This window comes from Pseudoalteromonas sp. APC 3893 (genome assembly GCF_030408095.1).
Lineage (GTDB): Bacteria > Pseudomonadota > Gammaproteobacteria > Enterobacterales > Alteromonadaceae > Pseudoalteromonas.
Window position 1 is genome coordinate 14,449 of sequence record NZ_JASDCD010000013.1, and the last position, 16,864, is coordinate 31,312.

The 16,864-nt window shown below is 40.6% G+C and carries 12 protein-coding genes; 9 read left to right on the top strand and 3 right to left on the bottom strand.

The annotated features are described in order from the left end of the window. Positions 1 to 47: 47 nt before the first annotated feature. A complete protein-coding gene (locus tag QMA12_RS14430) occupies positions 48 to 2,243 on the top strand; it encodes an EAL domain-containing protein (RefSeq protein WP_290210427.1) in 2,196 nt (731 codons plus the stop codon). A gap of 103 nt (positions 2,244 to 2,346) precedes the next feature. Further along, the gene (locus QMA12_RS14435) at positions 2,347 to 4,521 is read left to right on the top strand and encodes a YgiQ family radical SAM protein (RefSeq protein ID WP_087531164.1); all 2,175 of its coding nucleotides are present in this window, start codon (positions 2,347 to 2,349) and stop codon (positions 4,519 to 4,521) included. Between the two features lie 65 nt (positions 4,522 to 4,586). Here QMA12_RS14435 and QMA12_RS14440 read toward each other — a convergent pair whose 3' ends face one another. The 3 genes from QMA12_RS14440 to coaBC all read right to left on the bottom strand — a co-directional run bounded on the left by QMA12_RS14440 (position 4,587) and on the right by coaBC (position 9,447). Next, the gene (locus QMA12_RS14440; RefSeq protein WP_290210428.1) at positions 4,587 to 7,346 is read right to left on the bottom strand and encodes a prolyl oligopeptidase family serine peptidase; all 2,760 of its coding nucleotides are present in this window, start codon (positions 7,344 to 7,346) and stop codon (positions 4,587 to 4,589) included. Between the two features lie 207 nt (positions 7,347 to 7,553). After that, the gene (gene slmA, locus QMA12_RS14445) at positions 7,554 to 8,141 is read right to left on the bottom strand and encodes a nucleoid occlusion factor SlmA (RefSeq protein WP_087531162.1); all 588 of its coding nucleotides are present in this window, start codon (positions 8,139 to 8,141) and stop codon (positions 7,554 to 7,556) included. Positions 8,142 to 8,253: 112 nt separating this feature from the next. Further along, positions 8,254 to 9,447, bottom strand: coding sequence for a bifunctional phosphopantothenoylcysteine decarboxylase/phosphopantothenate--cysteine ligase CoaBC (gene coaBC / locus QMA12_RS14450; protein WP_290210429.1), 1,194 nt, complete (start codon positions 9,445 to 9,447; stop codon positions 8,254 to 8,256). Between the two features lie 164 nt (positions 9,448 to 9,611). On the opposite strand from coaBC, the gene radC reads away from it, so the two are divergent. From radC to aceE, 7 genes are all read left to right on the top strand, one after another. Further along, a complete protein-coding gene (gene radC / locus QMA12_RS14455) occupies positions 9,612 to 10,286 on the top strand; it encodes a DNA repair protein RadC (RefSeq protein WP_290210430.1) in 675 nt (224 codons plus the stop codon). A gap of 273 nt (positions 10,287 to 10,559) precedes the next feature. Then, positions 10,560 to 10,796, top strand: coding sequence for a 50S ribosomal protein L28 (gene rpmB, locus QMA12_RS14460; protein ID WP_006793236.1), 237 nt, complete (start codon positions 10,560 to 10,562; stop codon positions 10,794 to 10,796). An 11-nt stretch (positions 10,797 to 10,807) separates the two neighbouring features. Next, positions 10,808 to 10,963, top strand: a complete 156-nt coding sequence (rpmG, locus tag QMA12_RS14465; protein ID WP_004587947.1) for a 50S ribosomal protein L33 — start codon at positions 10,808 to 10,810, stop codon at positions 10,961 to 10,963. A 141-nt stretch (positions 10,964 to 11,104) separates the two neighbouring features. Beyond that, complete coding sequence (gene ampD, locus QMA12_RS14470; RefSeq protein ID WP_290210431.1) at positions 11,105 to 11,650, top strand: 1,6-anhydro-N-acetylmuramyl-L-alanine amidase AmpD; 546 nt, start codon at positions 11,105 to 11,107, stop codon at positions 11,648 to 11,650. Between the two features lie 23 nt (positions 11,651 to 11,673). After that, on the top strand, positions 11,674 to 12,525 hold the full coding sequence (gene ampE / locus QMA12_RS14475; protein ID WP_290210432.1) for a beta-lactamase regulator AmpE: 852 nt from the start codon (positions 11,674 to 11,676) through the stop codon (positions 12,523 to 12,525). An 825-nt stretch (positions 12,526 to 13,350) separates the two neighbouring features. After that, positions 13,351 to 14,100, top strand: coding sequence for a pyruvate dehydrogenase complex transcriptional repressor PdhR (gene pdhR / locus QMA12_RS14480; protein ID WP_087531158.1), 750 nt, complete (start codon positions 13,351 to 13,353; stop codon positions 14,098 to 14,100). Between the two features lie 96 nt (positions 14,101 to 14,196). Then, positions 14,197 to 16,863 carry a pyruvate dehydrogenase (acetyl-transferring), homodimeric type gene (aceE, locus tag QMA12_RS14485; protein WP_290210433.1) on the top strand — a complete coding sequence of 889 codons (2,667 nt, stop codon included), beginning with the start codon at positions 14,197 to 14,199 and terminating at the stop codon, positions 16,861 to 16,863. The last annotated feature ends 1 nt before the right edge of the window (position 16,864 follow it).

Genomic DNA, 16,864 nt, shown 5'->3' on the forward strand with positions numbered 1-16,864 from the left:
TTTTAGTTTAGGTGCCGTGCGCAGTATTTATAATTGAAGGATTTATAATGTCGTCAGAGCACAATGATTTTTTATTTACTGATCATGAAGAAGAGCCGCTTACTGAAACTATACCTTCAGGGTATTGGGATATCTTAATCGTTGATGATGACCCTGAAATTCATTCTGTTACTAAACTTGCACTATCAGGTGTAGAGCTCTGGGGAAAGGCGTTACGTTTTCATCATGCTTACTCCGGCAGTGAAGCCGTTGAATTACTTTGTGGTATTAGTGATGTGTCTGTTTTATTGCTTGATGTTGTTATGGAATCTGATGATGCAGGTCTAAAAGTAGTAAAAGAAGTGAGAGAGACATTACAAAATCATAATGTGAGAATAATCTTACGTACTGGTCAGCCGGGTTATGCGCCGGAAGAACAGGTAATACGTAATTATGATATTAATGATTATAAAACTAAAACTGAGCTGACCCGCAGTAAGTTAGTAACCTCTTTAGTGACAGCTATTCGCTCGTATGAGCAAGTTTGCAAATTAGAATATCAAAGCAAAGCACTGAATAATATTCTATGCGCTTCAAAAGCTATTTTAGGTTTTACGGATATTAAAGCATTCACCATGGCTGTGATAAAACAGTTATCGGTGATACTCGATTGCAAACCAAGAGGCATTGTGTGCGGCACATTAGATGACAATAATCGGGTATTTGTATTAGGTGGTTGCAGCGAGTTTAGTGAATTTTTTGGTCAAGGAATTGAGCAGCTTGATGATGGCCGAATAATTCTACAAGTGCAAAAATGCTTAGAGCTGGGTGAACATCAATACACCGAACACGACACAACATTTTTATTAAAAAGTAAAAACCGCCAAGCAGCATTATTTTTAGACTATGCAAAACAGCCAAGTTTAGATCAATTACAATTTGCAGAAATATTTTTAACTAACGTTAGTGTGGGGTTAGATAACGTTAGGTTATTTAACCGACTCAGGGACGCTGCGTTTAAAGATGCACTGACAGGTCTTGCTAATCGTACTGATTTTATTGAGCAAATAGAAAAGTACCATAGAGTGAATAATAACGAACATGTCTTTGTGATAATAGATGTGGCTCATTTTTCAGATATAAATAATGGTCTTGGTCAAGAAGCTGGCAATCACTTATTGGTTGCCATCGTTGAGAGGCTAAAGCAGGAATACTCAACCGCCAAGCTGTTATCGCGTATTGGCGCTGATGTGTTTGGTTTTTTAATAGAACGCGAACGCTTTGATACAGAAGAATTGTTTGAACATCTAAATTTGCCTTTTCTTGCTGCTGAGCATGTGTTGCCAATTAAATTTAGAGTAGGTGTGTGTGAGCAAAAGGATTTTCAAGCAGCAGGAATGCAAACATTAAAGCTTGCTTATATAGCACTGAATCAAGCAAAGAAACAAAAAAGTAATTTGGCGGTTTACTATACTCCAGATATGGAAGAGCAGATGACGTGGCGATTAGGCATTATTCGTCAACTGCGCCAAGATTTTGAAAGTAATAAATTAGAAGTGTGGTACCAACCGCAATTTGCTCTTGATGATTTATCATTAATTGGTTGTGAAGCTCTGTTACGTTGGCCATCAGGGCAAGGCAATTATATCTCTCCCGCTATTTTTGTGCCACTTGCAGAAGATGCAGGGTTGATTGTTGATATTGGTCAATGGGTGTTAGAGCAAGCGTGTCAGCAGCAAAAGCGTTTAGAGGCTATGGGCATTTTTGTGCGAATTGCAGTGAATGTATCAGTGCCGCAATTTAAAGTTAATGGTTATGCACAGCAAGTAATAAATACCTTATTAAAATATCAGGTATCACCAAAGTACATTGAGCTTGAGGTGACTGAAAGCGTGGTAATGGACGAACTTGGCATGGTAATAGCTACTCTGCAAGAATTAAAAAACTGCGGTATTGAAGTGGCGATTGATGACTTTGGAACAGGTTTTTCGTCATTGAGTTATTTGCAAAAATTGCCAGTTAATCGTTTGAAAATTGATCGAGATTTTATTAAAGATATTCCTGACAACGACTCGGGTGCAATAGCTGCATTGGTTATTGCACTAGGCGCTCAGTTAGGTCTGAAAACAATTGCGGAAGGTGTTGAAACTCAAGCACAAGCAGATTTACTCAAGCAACTAGGCTGTAATGAAGTGCAAGGTTTTATGTACGCAAAACCAATGCCTGAAGCCGAGCTAGTTCAATTTATTGAACAGCAGAGGTAGCCACAAAGGCTGCTATTAAAGTATTTAGGATAATCGTTAATATCGCTTAACGATTTATTCGGGTATACTTTGCGACCTTTTTTAAAGCAATTGGTCATTAATTATGAGCGCACTAAAAGCCGAGCGAGCCTTATTCTCATACCCTAAGTATTGGGCTGAGTGTTATGGCACTGCACCATTTTTACCAACTACACGACAAGAAATGGATGCACTTGGCTGGGATAGCTGCGATATCATTATAATTAGTGGCGATGCTTATGTTGATCACCCTAGTTTCGGCATGGCGGTTATTGGCCGAGTACTCGAAGCGCAAGGTTTTAGAGTCGGCATTATTGCCCAGCCGGATTGGCAATCTAAAGATGCCTTCATGGAGCTTGGCCGCCCAAATCTATTTTTTGGTGTGACTGCCGGTAACATGGACTCGATGATCAACCGTTATACGGCTGAAAAGCGTATGCGCCATGATGATGCTTACACACCGGATAATATCGGCGGTAAGCGTCCAGATCGTGCCGTTATGATTTACTCGCAAAAATGCCGCGAAGCCTATAAAGGTATCCCTATTGTTATTGGCGGTATAGAAGCGAGCCTGCGCCGTATAGCACACTATGATTATTGGCAAGAAAAAGTACGCCGTAGTATTTTATTTGATGCCAAAGCTGACATTCTTATTTATGGTAATGCTGAGCGCCCGCTGGTGGAAGTTGCTCATCGCATTGCTGCAGGTGAAACCATGGATACTATTCAAGATATTCGTGGTACTGCGGTTATTCGTAAAGAGCCTATCCCTGGATGGCGTGGCAGTGACTCCACAGCCATTGATAAAATTGGCAAAATAGATCCTATTCCAAACCCATATGGTGCGGACGATGTTGGCTGTAGTAAAAGTGAATTTAAAAAAGCGGGCATTGATTTAAAAGCTGAAGCCGCTAAGCCGATTACTATACAACCAGCGCGCCCTAAACCTTGGGAAAAAACCTACGTAAAGTTACCTGCGTTTGAACAAGTAAGCGTTAATAAACCCTTGTATGCACACGCCTCACGTATTTTGCACCAAGAGACTAACCCAGGTTGTGCCCGTGCGTTATTTCAACGCCATGGCGATCGCTCTATTTGGGTAAACCCACCGGCATACCCGTTAGAAACTCATGAAATGGATGCTGTGTTTGGCCTGCCGTATCAGCGTATTCCACATCCAAGTTATGGTGATGCGAAAATTCCTGCGTACGATATGATCAAAACCTCGGTGAATATTATGCGCGGTTGTTTTGGTGGTTGCTCGTTCTGTTCAATAACAGAGCATGAAGGACGCATTATTCAAAGTCGTTCGCAAGAATCGATCATTGATGAAATTGAACAAATTCGCGATAAAGTACCGGGTTTTACTGGGGTGATCTCAGATTTAGGCGGCCCGACAGCAAACATGTATAAGCTGCGTTGTAAGAGTAAAAAAGCTGAGAGTACGTGCCGCCGTTTATCATGTGTTTATCCTGATATTTGTAAGCACATGGATACCGATCATACGCCAACTATCGATCTTTACAAAAAGGCCCGAGAAGTAAAAGGAGTGAAAAAAATCCTTATAGCATCGGGTGTGCGTTATGACTTGGCTGTACAAGATCCTCGCTATGTAAAAGAGCTAGTAACTCACCATGTAGGTGGGTACTTAAAAATAGCACCGGAGCATACCGAAGACGGGCCATTATCTAAGATGATGAAACCGGGCATGGGCGCATATGATCAGTTTAAAGAGCTATTTGATAAGTACTCTAAAGAAGCGGGTAAAAAGCAGTATTTGATCCCGTATTTTATCTCAGCTCACCCAGGCACAAAAGATGAAGACATGGTCAACATGGCATTGTGGCTTAAATCAAATGACTTTAAACTTGATCAAGTACAAAACTTTTATCCATCACCGATGGCCAATGCGACCACGATTTATCATACTGAGATGAATTCGTTACGTAATATTAAAAATAACACTGAGCAAGTAGCAGTACCAAAAGGTGCGCGTCAACGTCGCTTACATAAAGCTATTTTACGTTATCACGATCCAGCTGGTTGGCCGATGATCCGTGAAGCATTACGCAAAATGGGTAAAGCAAAGCTTATTGGTAAAGGACCTAACTGCTTAGTACCAGAAGAAAGCCGCGATGAAAAATCAGCTAAGCCAGGCAAGGGGGGTCGCCCAGCGTTGAGTCGCCATACTGGCTTTAGTCAGTTTAAAAAGGCCAATACCAAGCCTAAAGTGGGCGGTAACCGCCAGCGCGCAAGATAACTTAAGCGCTCATAAAAACGCCCAGCAATTGCTGGGCGTTTTTATATAGCTGCTTATTCTTCAGCTTATTCCTCAATAAATGCTTCACCTTCAGTCATCCATTTAGCGGCCGGTTTGCCTTTTAAATAGTGATCAAAGTACTGCATCATACGAATCGAGAAATCCACTTGGTTCGGGAATTTCTTTAAATGATGTGGTTCGCCTTCGTATTGTAAGAAGGTGGCATCTTTACCAGCACGGCGCAGTGCTAAGTAATATTGCACACCTTCATGCCATGGCACAGCGTCATCTTTATCACCAAACATGATTAAGATAGGGGTATTTACTTTGTCGGCAAAAAACACCGGTGAGTTTTCAATATAAAGCTCAGGCGCTTCAAACAAGTTTTTACCGATACGGCTTTGCCCTGTTTCATATTGAAACTGGCGCGCAAGCCCTGACTTTAAGCGAATACCACTGTAGGCACTGGTCATGTTAGATACTGGGGCACCCGATACTACGGCTTTAAACATGTCAGTTTCGGTGATCATAAAAGCACTTTGATATCCCGCCCATGAATGGCCTTGTAAGCCAATTTTATCTGGGTCGGCAATCCCTAAATCAATCAGCTTTTGGGTTGCATTGATCATGGTCTTTGTCGATGACTTACCTGGATGACCTATTTCAAAGCGAATATCAGGTAAAAAGATTGCGTAACCGTTTGATGTGAACATCGGGAAGTTAGGGCGATGATTTAGCTCCATTTTAGGAAAGTCATACATGCGTTGACTCATATAACGGTAAAAATACACCACCACTGGCACTTTATCGCCTTTTTTGTAGCCCGCAGGTTTAATGAGTACGCCTTGTAGGTCTTCTCCATCAAACCCTTTATAGCTGATAAGCTCAGGCGCTTGGCCCCATGCAAAGTTATCAACTTGCGGGTTTAAATTAGTGACCTTTTGTGGCTTATTAAAGCTAAAATCAGTTTGGTAAATATCAGGGAACTGCTGATAGGTTTGCTCAGTAAATAAATACTTATTGGCGTGTTTCGCTTTTTTAATAACATCAAAGCGTTTGTTGCCAGTTAAAACTTTAGCAATAGAGTTATCTGTTAGGTTTAACTTGGCAATTTCAGTTTGCTTATCTTGTAAATTTGTTGCGCTTAATAGCAAAGTTTGGCCTTTAGTAAAGCCTACAAGGTCTTTATCAAGCTTGATAACACGATATTGCGTGTTGCTTTCTTTACCATTTGTTAAACGTGTTGCCTGCTGCGTATTTACGTCAAACGCCCAAACATCGTATTTACTATAAACCAATACTTGGCTGCTATCGTTAAGCCAGCCTGCAAAGCCATAGCCTGGTTGTGCTGATGGGTAGTCGTGCTTGTCATCAGCAAAAGTTGCTTGAATCGCTTTAGTTAACGTACTTACTTTATTGTTAGCTAAATCTTTAAGCTGTACATGGCTGTCATTAAAATAAGCAGCAAACTGACCATTTGGCGATAAGCTTGGTCTAAACGGATAGTCTTTAATAATCGCTTTCTGTGCGCCGGTTTTTACATCTACTGCGTAGTAATCAGCAAAAAAGCCACCATACATAATGCGTTCTAAATACGCTTGGTTAGAGTAGCCAAGCAGTGCATCGCGTTTTGTATTGAGTGCAACTTCAGGCATCTCAGGTGTACTTAATTGTACTGACGTGTTGTTGCTTAGGAAGTAAACACTTTGATAGTGGCGGTTTTTATTGGCTTTATTCCATTGTTGCTCTTCACGAGGTTTAATTTCAGCATCGTTATTGTGCCAAACATTTAAGCCTTTTTGGTCGCGAATAGTATCGTAATCATACAATGATGCTTCATCGGTATATTCTTTTGCTTTTATTTTAGCTGCAAGCTTTGGTCTGTTTTCAAAGTATAGGCGTTCACCGTCTTCTGACCATTCTAGCTTAGCCGTTTTACCTATTTGCCATGCTGTATTAGCCGATTTTATATCAGTTAGTTGCTCGTTTTTATAAAGCTTTAATTGGTAGTCACGGCGGCGCATATCATCATTAACATAATTGCCTAGAGTAAAGGCCACAATATTTTGTGTTGGGTGCCACGCTATTTTATTAACTACAACACCTGGCTCATCAATCAGCACGCTGCTGGTAAAGCCATTGTTAAGCTCTAGCAAAGTAACTTGGTTATCTGTGCCATCACTGTCTACTTGGCTTGCAAGCAATTGGCTTGCATTACTGCTTATTGCGTAACTGAACACCTGTGAGATAGTATAGCTAGTTTTATTGTTTAAGTTAACAACGATTAAATCATAAGACGTGTCTTTTTTATCTGGTTTGATTTCACTTGTTTTGTTGCTATCAGTGCCACTCGAATCATCTTCTTTATCGGCTTTTTTATTTACGCGGTAAGCGAGCCAATTACCATCATCTGAAAGCTTATAGTCTTTTACATCATCAAACTGTTGTTGCCCACCACTGAGGGTATTAACTAACACGAGGTTATTTTTAAGTGTGTCTTTCTTTTTAGTGGTTTCTTTTTCGAGCAAGGTAGGGGTTTGAGTAAATACAACCCAGTTAGCGGCTTTGTTTATTGTTGGTTTTGTTCCGCGAGGTACTTCTGCAATCAATTTGTTATTAGTTAGGTTATAAACTTGGCCAGTTGCATCACCACGGTAAGGTGCCGCGCTAAAGGTAAGAATATTACCATCTTCAGATAGCTGAGTCCCTTTGGCTGCTTTAAAATCAAATACATCTTTAAATTGTAGTGCATCTTTAGCATTTGCTGTTGCACTACTTAAGCTTGCTACAAGGGCAATGCTGAGTAGAGAGAGTTGCGCTTTCATTATTAATTCTCGTTTTGTTTCATTACCCTTATCATAACGAGTTTGTTAAACAATTCGAGTAGAAGCGATAAGCGCACGAAAATGAGAGTTAAGATAGCAAATACAAAAAAACCTTGTAAGCATAACTCACAAGGTTAATGTTTTAGCAAACTAGCAAACTAGCAAACTAGCAAACTAGCAAACTAGCAAACTAGCAAACTAGCAAACTTATAACCAAATCTTTTGTAGTTCTAGCCACTGCTTTTCAAATTGAGCGCTTGGTTTAACCTTAAAGTCACTACGAACAAATTGATTCATTTTACCTTCAATATAGGCTAGTAAAAAGTTTGCTATTGTAAGTTCATCACTTTGGAAAGTTTTTCCTTCGCGTAGTTTTCGTTCACGTAACACTTGTTTTATTTGAGTTTCTAGTTTTTCAAATAAACTTTGTACACGTTCTCGTAATCGCTCTTGCTCACCTTGTAGTGCATCGCCGGTTAGAATTCGGGTGATACCTGGGTTTTTTTCAGCGAACGCCAACAGCAGTAATAAAATATTGTAGATGCGGCTTTGGGTTTCTTTTTCGTTTTCAAGGATAAGGTTAATGCGTGACAATAGCGTATCTTCAATAAACTCAATCAAGCCTTCAAACATCCGTGCTTTACTCGGGAAATGACGATAAAGCGCAGCTTCAGACACACCTACTTCGGCAGCGAGTTTTGCCGTAGTTATACGTTGTCCTAGGCTGGTTTCTAGCATCTGTGCGAGTGCTTGTAGTATTTGCTCTTTGCGATTACTTCTTTTTGTCGCAGGCATGAACATTCCTTTCTTTTAATTATTTATTGAGCTTTGCCAGTGTTGGCCACTCATTTTTTGAGCTAATGAGTGGTGGTATGTTAATGTTTTATTCAGCTTCTTTCCAGCCTTTTTACAATCGTTTAGCAAGCTCAGTCATCACACTTAGTGCGAGCGCACTTTTTGTATCTATTGCTAATTCTTTTTGCTCAGTATGCCAGTACAGTGTTAAAGCATTATGATCTGAGTTAAAGCCTAAGCCTGATTGTGATACGTCATTTGCACAAATCATATCGAGGTTTTTATTGGTCAGTTTACCTTTGGCGTAGCTAGCAACATCTTGTGTTTCTGCAGCAAAGCCTACGGTATATGGTCGCCCTTGAGTTAGGTTTGCTACCGCAGCAATTACATCTGGATTTTTTACTAATGTAAGAGTGAGCTCGTCACCTTGTTTTTTCATTTTTTGTTCAGCAATATTTGCAGCACGATAATCGGCCACTGCGGCGCAGCCAATAAATACATCAGATTGTCTTGCCAGAGAAAGAGACTCTTGAAGTAATTGTTCTGCGCTTTCAATATTTGTAAGTTTTGCTGCGCTCGGCGGAGTGATAGTAACAGGGCCTGATATAAGGTTTACCGTTGCACCTAAGTCAAGTGCTGCTTGTGCAAGTGCGTAGCCCATTTTTCCTGAACTATGATTAGATATAAAACGAACAGGATCAAGAGGCTCACGAGTGGGGCCTGCGGTAATTGTAACTGTTTTACCAGCGAGCAACTGTGGCTGAGTTGGCTTAGTGCAAAGAGTAACTAACTCGCTTGGTTCGAGCATTCTTCCTGCGCCAATATCACCACACGCTTGCTCGCCTTTACCTGGGCCCCAAATGTCTACACCGCGCTGAGCTAGCGTTGATAAGTTAGCTTGGGTGGCTGGGTGAGCATACATTTGCTGGTTCATGGCAGGCGCGATGGCTACTTTTGCTGGTGTTGCTAATAATAAGGTTGTTAGTAGGTCATCAGCGATGCCTGCAGCCATTTTTGCAATGATATTACTGGTGGCAGGGGCAACCAAAATTAAATCAGCCCATTTGGCAAACTCAATATGGCCCATTGCAGCTTCTGCAGAAGGGTCTAGCAACGAGTCTGATACCATTTCACCGCTAACGGCTTGCATAGTTAAAGGTGTTATAAAATGTTTTGCTGACTCGGTCATAACCACTTTTATCTCGCAGCTTTGCTCTTTTAATCGCCTTACTAGCTCTGCGCATTTATAAGCCGCAATACCACCGGTGATCCCAAGTACAATTTTTTTATTTTTTAACTTTGTCATTAACTCTGCCATGTGCTGATAAAACCTTTGTCGATATGCACTAACGATAGCAAATCTTTGGCTTTGGCACGAAGCTTTTAATTTGAATTTTATTTACGGTTTTACAGGCGAAATTTTATTTTTAGATTACAGTTAAATGAATGGTTTGTTTTAGGGACAAAATAATGCAGCTGAATTCATTACCTGTGGAGCAACGCCCGCGTGAAAAATTATTAAATAAGGGGGCAAAGTCGCTAAGCGATGCTGAGTTGTTAGCTATATTCTTACGAACAGGCTTGCCTGGTATGAATGCCGTTGAGCTTGCACAACATTTAATGACTCAAAATGAAACACTGCACAATTTATTTAATACATCATTGGAAGATTTTTGCGCCCAAAAAGGCTTAGGCACAGCAAAGTACGTACAATTGCAAGCCGTACTAGAGCTCAGTAGGCGTTATATGATAGAGCAATGCCAGCGAAAAGCGGTATTTAATTCACCGCAATCAGTCTACGACTATTTAACTCTTGAACTTAGAGGCTTACAGCAAGAAGTTTTTATGGTGCTATATCTTGATAGCCAAAATAGACTTATTAAAGAGGAGACGCTTTTTTATGGCACTATTAACTCAGCATCGGTTTATCCGCGTGAGGTTGTAAAAGCAGCGCTTAAAAATAATGCCGGGGCACTTATATTAGCCCATAACCACCCATCAGGCATTGCTGAGCCCAGTCAAGCAGACAAACTTATCACTAATAAATTGCAGCAAGCATTACAATTAGTTGACATAAATATCTTAGATCACATCATTGTGGGTGCAGATAATTGTATTTCGTTCGCAGAGAGGGGCCTTATTTAGCTTTGCTTACTAGTTAAGTGTGTTAAAAATAGGCTGTTTAAGTGTTTTTGACAAATTAGTTTAATTTAAATGCAGTTTTTACTTTCCCTAAGGGCTTTCGATCTTTATAATTAGCCGCTATCAAATTTACATATGAGCTGATTGGATAGATCATTGTTTGATCTTTGCCTGTAAAAGCTGTATAAAGAGCGCCCTTCGATTTATTCTCTAGGGCAGAAATACATGGCCTTAGGTTAAATTAAGCTCGAGCGAAGTTATTGGAGATATATAGACATGTCTAAAGTATGTCAAGTTACAGGTAAGCGTCCTGCGGTTGGTAATCACCGTTCACACGCGAGAAACGCGACTAGACGTCGTTTCCTACCTAACCTACAAACACACCGTTTTTGGGTTGAAAGTGAAAAACGTTTTGTAACATTACGCACTACTACTAAAGGTATGCGTATTATCGATAAAAAAGGCATCGACGCGGTTCTTACAGAAATCCGTGCTCGCGGCGAAAAAGTTTAAGGAACTGAATCATGCGCGATAAAATCCGTTTAGTTTCAACTGCTGGTACTGGTTTTTTCTACACTACCGACAAAAACAAGCGTAACATGCCTGAAAAAATGGAAATCAAAAAGTTCGATCCTAAGGCTCGTAAACACGTGATTTTCAAAGAAGCTAAAATCAAGTAATTTTAGTTCTCTTCAGAATATCAAAAACCCAGCTTATGCTGGGTTTTTTGTTTTTAGCCAACTCTCAGCGCTGCTTTCGGCTATCATTAACTTTATAAATCCTTTAGCATAATCAACAAATTGTCATGGCGGTAAGCTACTATGTATATTGATAATGCGGGAAAGGTACAAGGAGTCATTCAGCGAGCATGTACTCATTTCGATGAGCGACCATGCGCAGAAGACATTTCTTTATTAGTTATTCATAATATTTCATTGCCAGCAGGGCAGTTTGCAACACCTTATGTAGATGATTTATTCATGGGGAATATTGATTGCCTAGCTCATCCTTCTTTTAGCGATCTGCAAGGGCTTAGAGTGTCAGCTCATTGTTTTATTAAGCGTACGGGCGAGGTTATACAGTATGTGCCGTTTACAAAGCGAGCTTGGCATGCAGGGAAATCTGATTTTTTAGGACGTGAACAATGCAATGATTTTAGTATTGGTATTGAGCTTGAAGGAACAGATGTGAGTGGATATACCCAAATGCAATATAATGCATTACAATCATTAACTAAGTTATTGATGAATAAATACCCCGCAATAACTAAAAAACGTATTGTTGGGCACTGTGATATTGCGCCAGGGCGAAAAACAGATCCTGGTGAAAGCTTTGATTGGCAACATTATTTAGCTGCCCTTTTTTAACCTGCTTTAGCAAAGAGACCGCTATGATTTTAATTTCTATTATTATCGCATTGATTTTGGAACGTTTAGGTGCACGCTCAGATTATTGGCAGATAAGCCATTATGCACAGAGCTATTTAACACGCTCTAATAGGCAGCTAAGCGAAAAAGGCTTGTTTAATTCTAACCATGGATTTTTAATTTGGTTAATTCTGCCAGTTATAGCAATCGCTTTGATTTATACGTTTTCTGATTTTGTGCTTTGGCAACTTGCTGTCAATATTGTGGTGCTATTGGTTTGCTTTGGTTGTGCTAAACATCGTGCTTTATATAAGTCTTACTTAAATGCACTCACCAGAGAAGACCGTGAGGCGGCTAGCCTATATGCCTTACAAATGGGCCAAAATAAAACTGAAGATGAACCTGATGGTGAAACGTTTGGTCAAACATTGGCGTGGATAAATTTTCGTTTTTATTGTGCGGTGATTTTTTGGTTTGTCATATTAGGTGCGCCAGGTGCTGTACTTTATGCGTTAGTACGAACCTATGCTGATTTAGTGCGCGAAGACAAAAAAGTCGCATATGTGGCACGCTTCAAATTGATTCACAAGTTATTATTTTGGCTTGATTGGCTACCAGCACGAATTACCAGCTTTGGCTTTTTAGTTATTGGTAATTTTAATAAAGGCACCAGTTGCTTACTGCGCTACGCATTTGACTTTTCAGTGAGTAATCGAAAAGTAGTGACAAATACCGCATTAGCAGCGGAGCAAATTGAGCAGCAGCACTTTGGTTGTGCGGTTGAAGCAACCTGTATGATGAAGCTGGTAAAGCGTAACGTTTTGTTTTATTTGGTACTGATTGCACTGCTTACCTTATTTGGTGGTTTGGCGTAAGGGGTAGTGAAAGGTTCTAGGTTCTAGGAAAGTGACTAGGAGCTAGGTGTATTCATAGCTCACAGCCCATGGTTATTTCTTCTCGGTGTAGCGCGAAGCGTCTCGGTGCCCTCGGTGATAAAAATTGTTTAAGTGATTAATTCACCACAGAGATCAAGAAGAGCACAGAGGAAAGATTAAAGACTTTCGGTGCTAGGGAAGTAACTAGGCGCTAGGTGTATACATAGTTCGTAACCCGCAGCCCGTGGTTTTTCTCATTTTATTCTCATTCACTTCTCTGTGCAAAATGGTTTTAAGTGATTTATTCACAAAGAGGTAAAGAGGCGCTTCGCTTATGAGGTTAAAGGTGTACTTTACTTTGTGGGAACATGCTTTAGCCGTGATTGTATTTGGTTATGTGTTAAAACCAATCGGCGCTAAAGCGCTCTCCTACGATGGTATATAGTGTTAAATACATTTTTATAGCCCGAAGCTCGCTACCCTTAGCCCGTGGCTTTTTTCATTCACTTCTTTGTATATAAAAGTCTATAAGTCATTTATTGATAGTAAATCATCGGCTTCTCAGAGCTTAACTGTCTGGTCAGACCATTTAAAGACTTAATGAAAAACCTTCCCAAAGCCACTCGTTATCACCTGCTGTTTAATCTTTGAGCTAAATGCGTTAGGCTAGTTTTGTATGCGGGCTGCTCATGAAATTGACAGTAAACTTGCTTTTTGATAACGTATGACCAAAATTTGGTATGACCAATTTACCTTTTGGTTTCGGCTACAGGCACAAACTGGTATTTATGAAGCCAGAGCCTATTACAACGCGGACGTTGATTAATGTCTTTAAAGATTAAAGCAGCAAAATTGTCGGATGTTATTTTACAGCAACTTGAGAATATGATTCTTGAGGGGTCATTAGCACCGGGTGAGAAACTGCCGCCAGAACGCGAATTAGCAAAGCAGTTTGAAGTATCTCGCCCTTCATTGAGAGAAGCGATTCAAAAGCTAGAGGCTAAAGGGCTGGTCACGCGCCGCCAGGGTGGCGGTACCTTTGTAAAAAATCAGCTAGAAGAAGGGCTCACTGATCCATTGTTTGATTTGATCAGTAAGCACCCAGAATCACAGTTTGATTTATTAGAGTTTCGTCATGCACTCGAAGGTATTGCCGCATACTATGCAGCACTTCGTGGCACCAGTACTGACTTTGAGAAAGTTAAGCAAAGCTTTGAGTGTATCGCTTTAGCGAACGATGATTTACAACAAAAAGCCAAAGCAATTAATGCATTTCATTTTAGTGTTGCAGAGTCTTCACATAATGTGGTGTTGCTTCATTTAGTGCGCGGGATGCAAGCACTACTTGAACAAAATGTATTACAGAATTTAACGGTATTGCTAGAAAAACCGCATATTAGTAAGCAGTTAGCAGAGCATCGCCGTTTATTAATGGATGCAGTTATAGAAGGGAATCCTGAACAAGCTCGTCTTGCTAGTAATGCTCACTTAGCTTTCATTGAAGAAGCGCTACTTGAAGCAGGCAAAGAGCACTCGCGTATTGAACGTAGTTTAAGACGCACTAAACAGAATTAGAAACAAGATAATAATTTAACCAAGTACGGTATTGAAACACACAATACACAGTATTAATTAAAAACATTCGTATTTTAAACATAAGGAAACCTCCGTATGTCTGAAGTCAATAAAATTGACGTAGACGCGCTAGAAACACAAGAGTGGTTACAAGCTCTTGAATCAGTTGTGCGTGAAGAAGGTGTTGAACGTGCTCAGTTTTTACTTGAGCAAGTATTAGAGCAAGCCCGTTTAGACGGTGTTGATATGCCTACAGGCATCAACACAAACTACGTTAATACGATTCCGGTAGAACAAGAGCCTGCTTACCCAGGGGATGTAAACCTTGAGCGCCGTATTCGTTCTATTATTCGTTGGAACGCGATCATGATTGTATTGCGTGCATCGAAAAAAGATCTCGACTTAGGCGGCCATATGGCGTCTTATCAGTCTTCTGCTGCTTTTTATGAAGTGTGTTTTAACCATTTCTTTAAAGCACCGAATGACGTAGACGGTGGTGACTTAGTTTATTACCAAGGTCATATTTCTCCAGGTATCTACGCACGTGCATTTGTTGAAGGTCGTTTATCTGCTGCCCAGTTAGATAATTTCCGCCAAGAAGTAGACGGTAACGGTTTGCCATCATACCCTCACCCTAAGTTAATGCCTGAGTTTTGGCAGTTCCCTACAGTATCTATGGGCCTTGGTCCTATCGCGTCTATTTATCAAGCGCGTTTCTTAAAATACTTAGATGGTCGAGGCTTAAAAAATACTAAAAACCAACGTGTATACGCGTTTTTAGGTGATGGTGAAATGGATGAGCCAGAATCACGTGGTGCTATCTCTTTTGCTGCTCGTGAGAAGTTAGATAACCTTTGCTATCTAATCAACTGTAACTTACAACGCCTAGATGGCCCAGTAATGGGTAACGGTAAAATCATTCAAGAGCTTGAAGGTCTATTCAAAGGTGCTGGCTGGAACGTAATTAAAGTTGTATGGGGCAGTGGTTGGGATATCTTACTTGCTAAAGATACAACGGGTAAGTTATTACAATTGATGAACGAAACCATCGATGGTGATTACCAAACATATAAAGCGAAAGACGGTGCTTACGTACGTGAACACTTCTTTGGTCGTTACCCTGAAACAGCAGCACTTGTTGCTGATATGACAGATGACGAAATTTTTGCGCTTAAGCGTGGTGGTCATGAGCCATCTAAACTATACGCTGCATTCAAAAAAGCTGAACAAACAAATGACCGTCCAACGGTTATCTTAGCTAAAACTGTAAAAGGTTACGGCATGGGTGAAGCGGCTGAAGGTAAAAATATTGCTCACCAAGTTAAGAAAATGGACATGACACATGTTGAACACTTACGTTCGCGTTTAGGTCTACAAGATCTTGTGTCTGATGAAGCAATTAAAGACTTACCTTACTTAGAGCTTGAAGAAGGGTCTGAAGAGTACAAGTACTTACATGCTCGTCGTAAAGACTTAGAAGGTTATACACCTACTCGTATCCCTAATTTCTCTGAAAAACTGCAGCTACCAGAAGTAGAAGCATTCAAGCCATTACTTGAAGAGCAAAAGCGTGATATTTCAACAACAATGGGCTTTGTGCGTGCACTTAACGTGTTACTAAAAGACAAAGGTATTGGCAAAAACATCGTGCCAATTATTGCCGATGAAGCGCGTACATTTGGTATGGAAGGTTTATTCCGTCAAATCGGTATTTATAACCCGCATGGCCAAAACTACACGCCACAAGACCGTGATATTGTTTCTTACTATAAAGAAGCCACATCAGGTCAGGTACTGCAAGAAGGTATCAATGAGTTAGGCGCAATGTCATCGTGGGTTGCTGCGGCAACGTCTTACAGCACGAATGACTTACCAATGATCCCATTTTACATCTACTATTCAATGTTCGGTTTCCAACGTGTTGGCGACATGGCATGGATGGCGGGTGACCAACAAGCACGTGGTTTCTTACTCGGTGCAACGGCGGGTCGTACAACACTAAATGGTGAAGGTCTACAGCACGAAGATGGTCACAGCCATATTCTTGCAAACACTGTACCTAACTGTATCTCTTATGACCCAACGTATGCGTACGAAGTAGCGGTGATCATTCAAGATGGTATTCGTCGTATGTACGGTGAAGATCAAGAAAACATTTACTACTACCTAACGCTAATGAATGAAAATTACGCGCAACCAGCAATGCCTGAAGGTGCTGAAGAAGGTATTCGTAAAGGTATTTATAAGCTTGAAAGCTACGAAGGCAAAAAAGCCAACGTACAACTATTAAGCTCAGGTACTATCATGACTGAAGTACGTAAAGCGGCAGCTATCTTAAGTGATGACTATGGCATTGCATCAGATGTTTTCTCTGTAACGTCATTCAACGAACTTACTCGTGATGGTCAAGACGTTGAGCGTTCAAACATGCTTAACCCTGAAGGTGAGCAAAAAACTGCTTACATCACTAGCGTATTAAATGATTCAGTGACAGTTGCTGCAACGGATTACATGAAAAACTACGCTGAGCAAGCGCGTTCTTTCATTCCTAGCAGCAACTACAAAGTGTTAGGTACTGACGGTTACGGTCGTTCAGACAGCCGTGAAAACTTACGTCGTCACTTTGAAGTTAACGCAGGTTATGTTGTTGTTGCTACGTTATCTGAACTTGCTAAACGTGGTGAAGTTGAAAAGTCAGTGGTTGTTGACGCACTTAAGAAGTTCGACATCGACACTAACAAACTTAACCCACTGTACGCTTAAG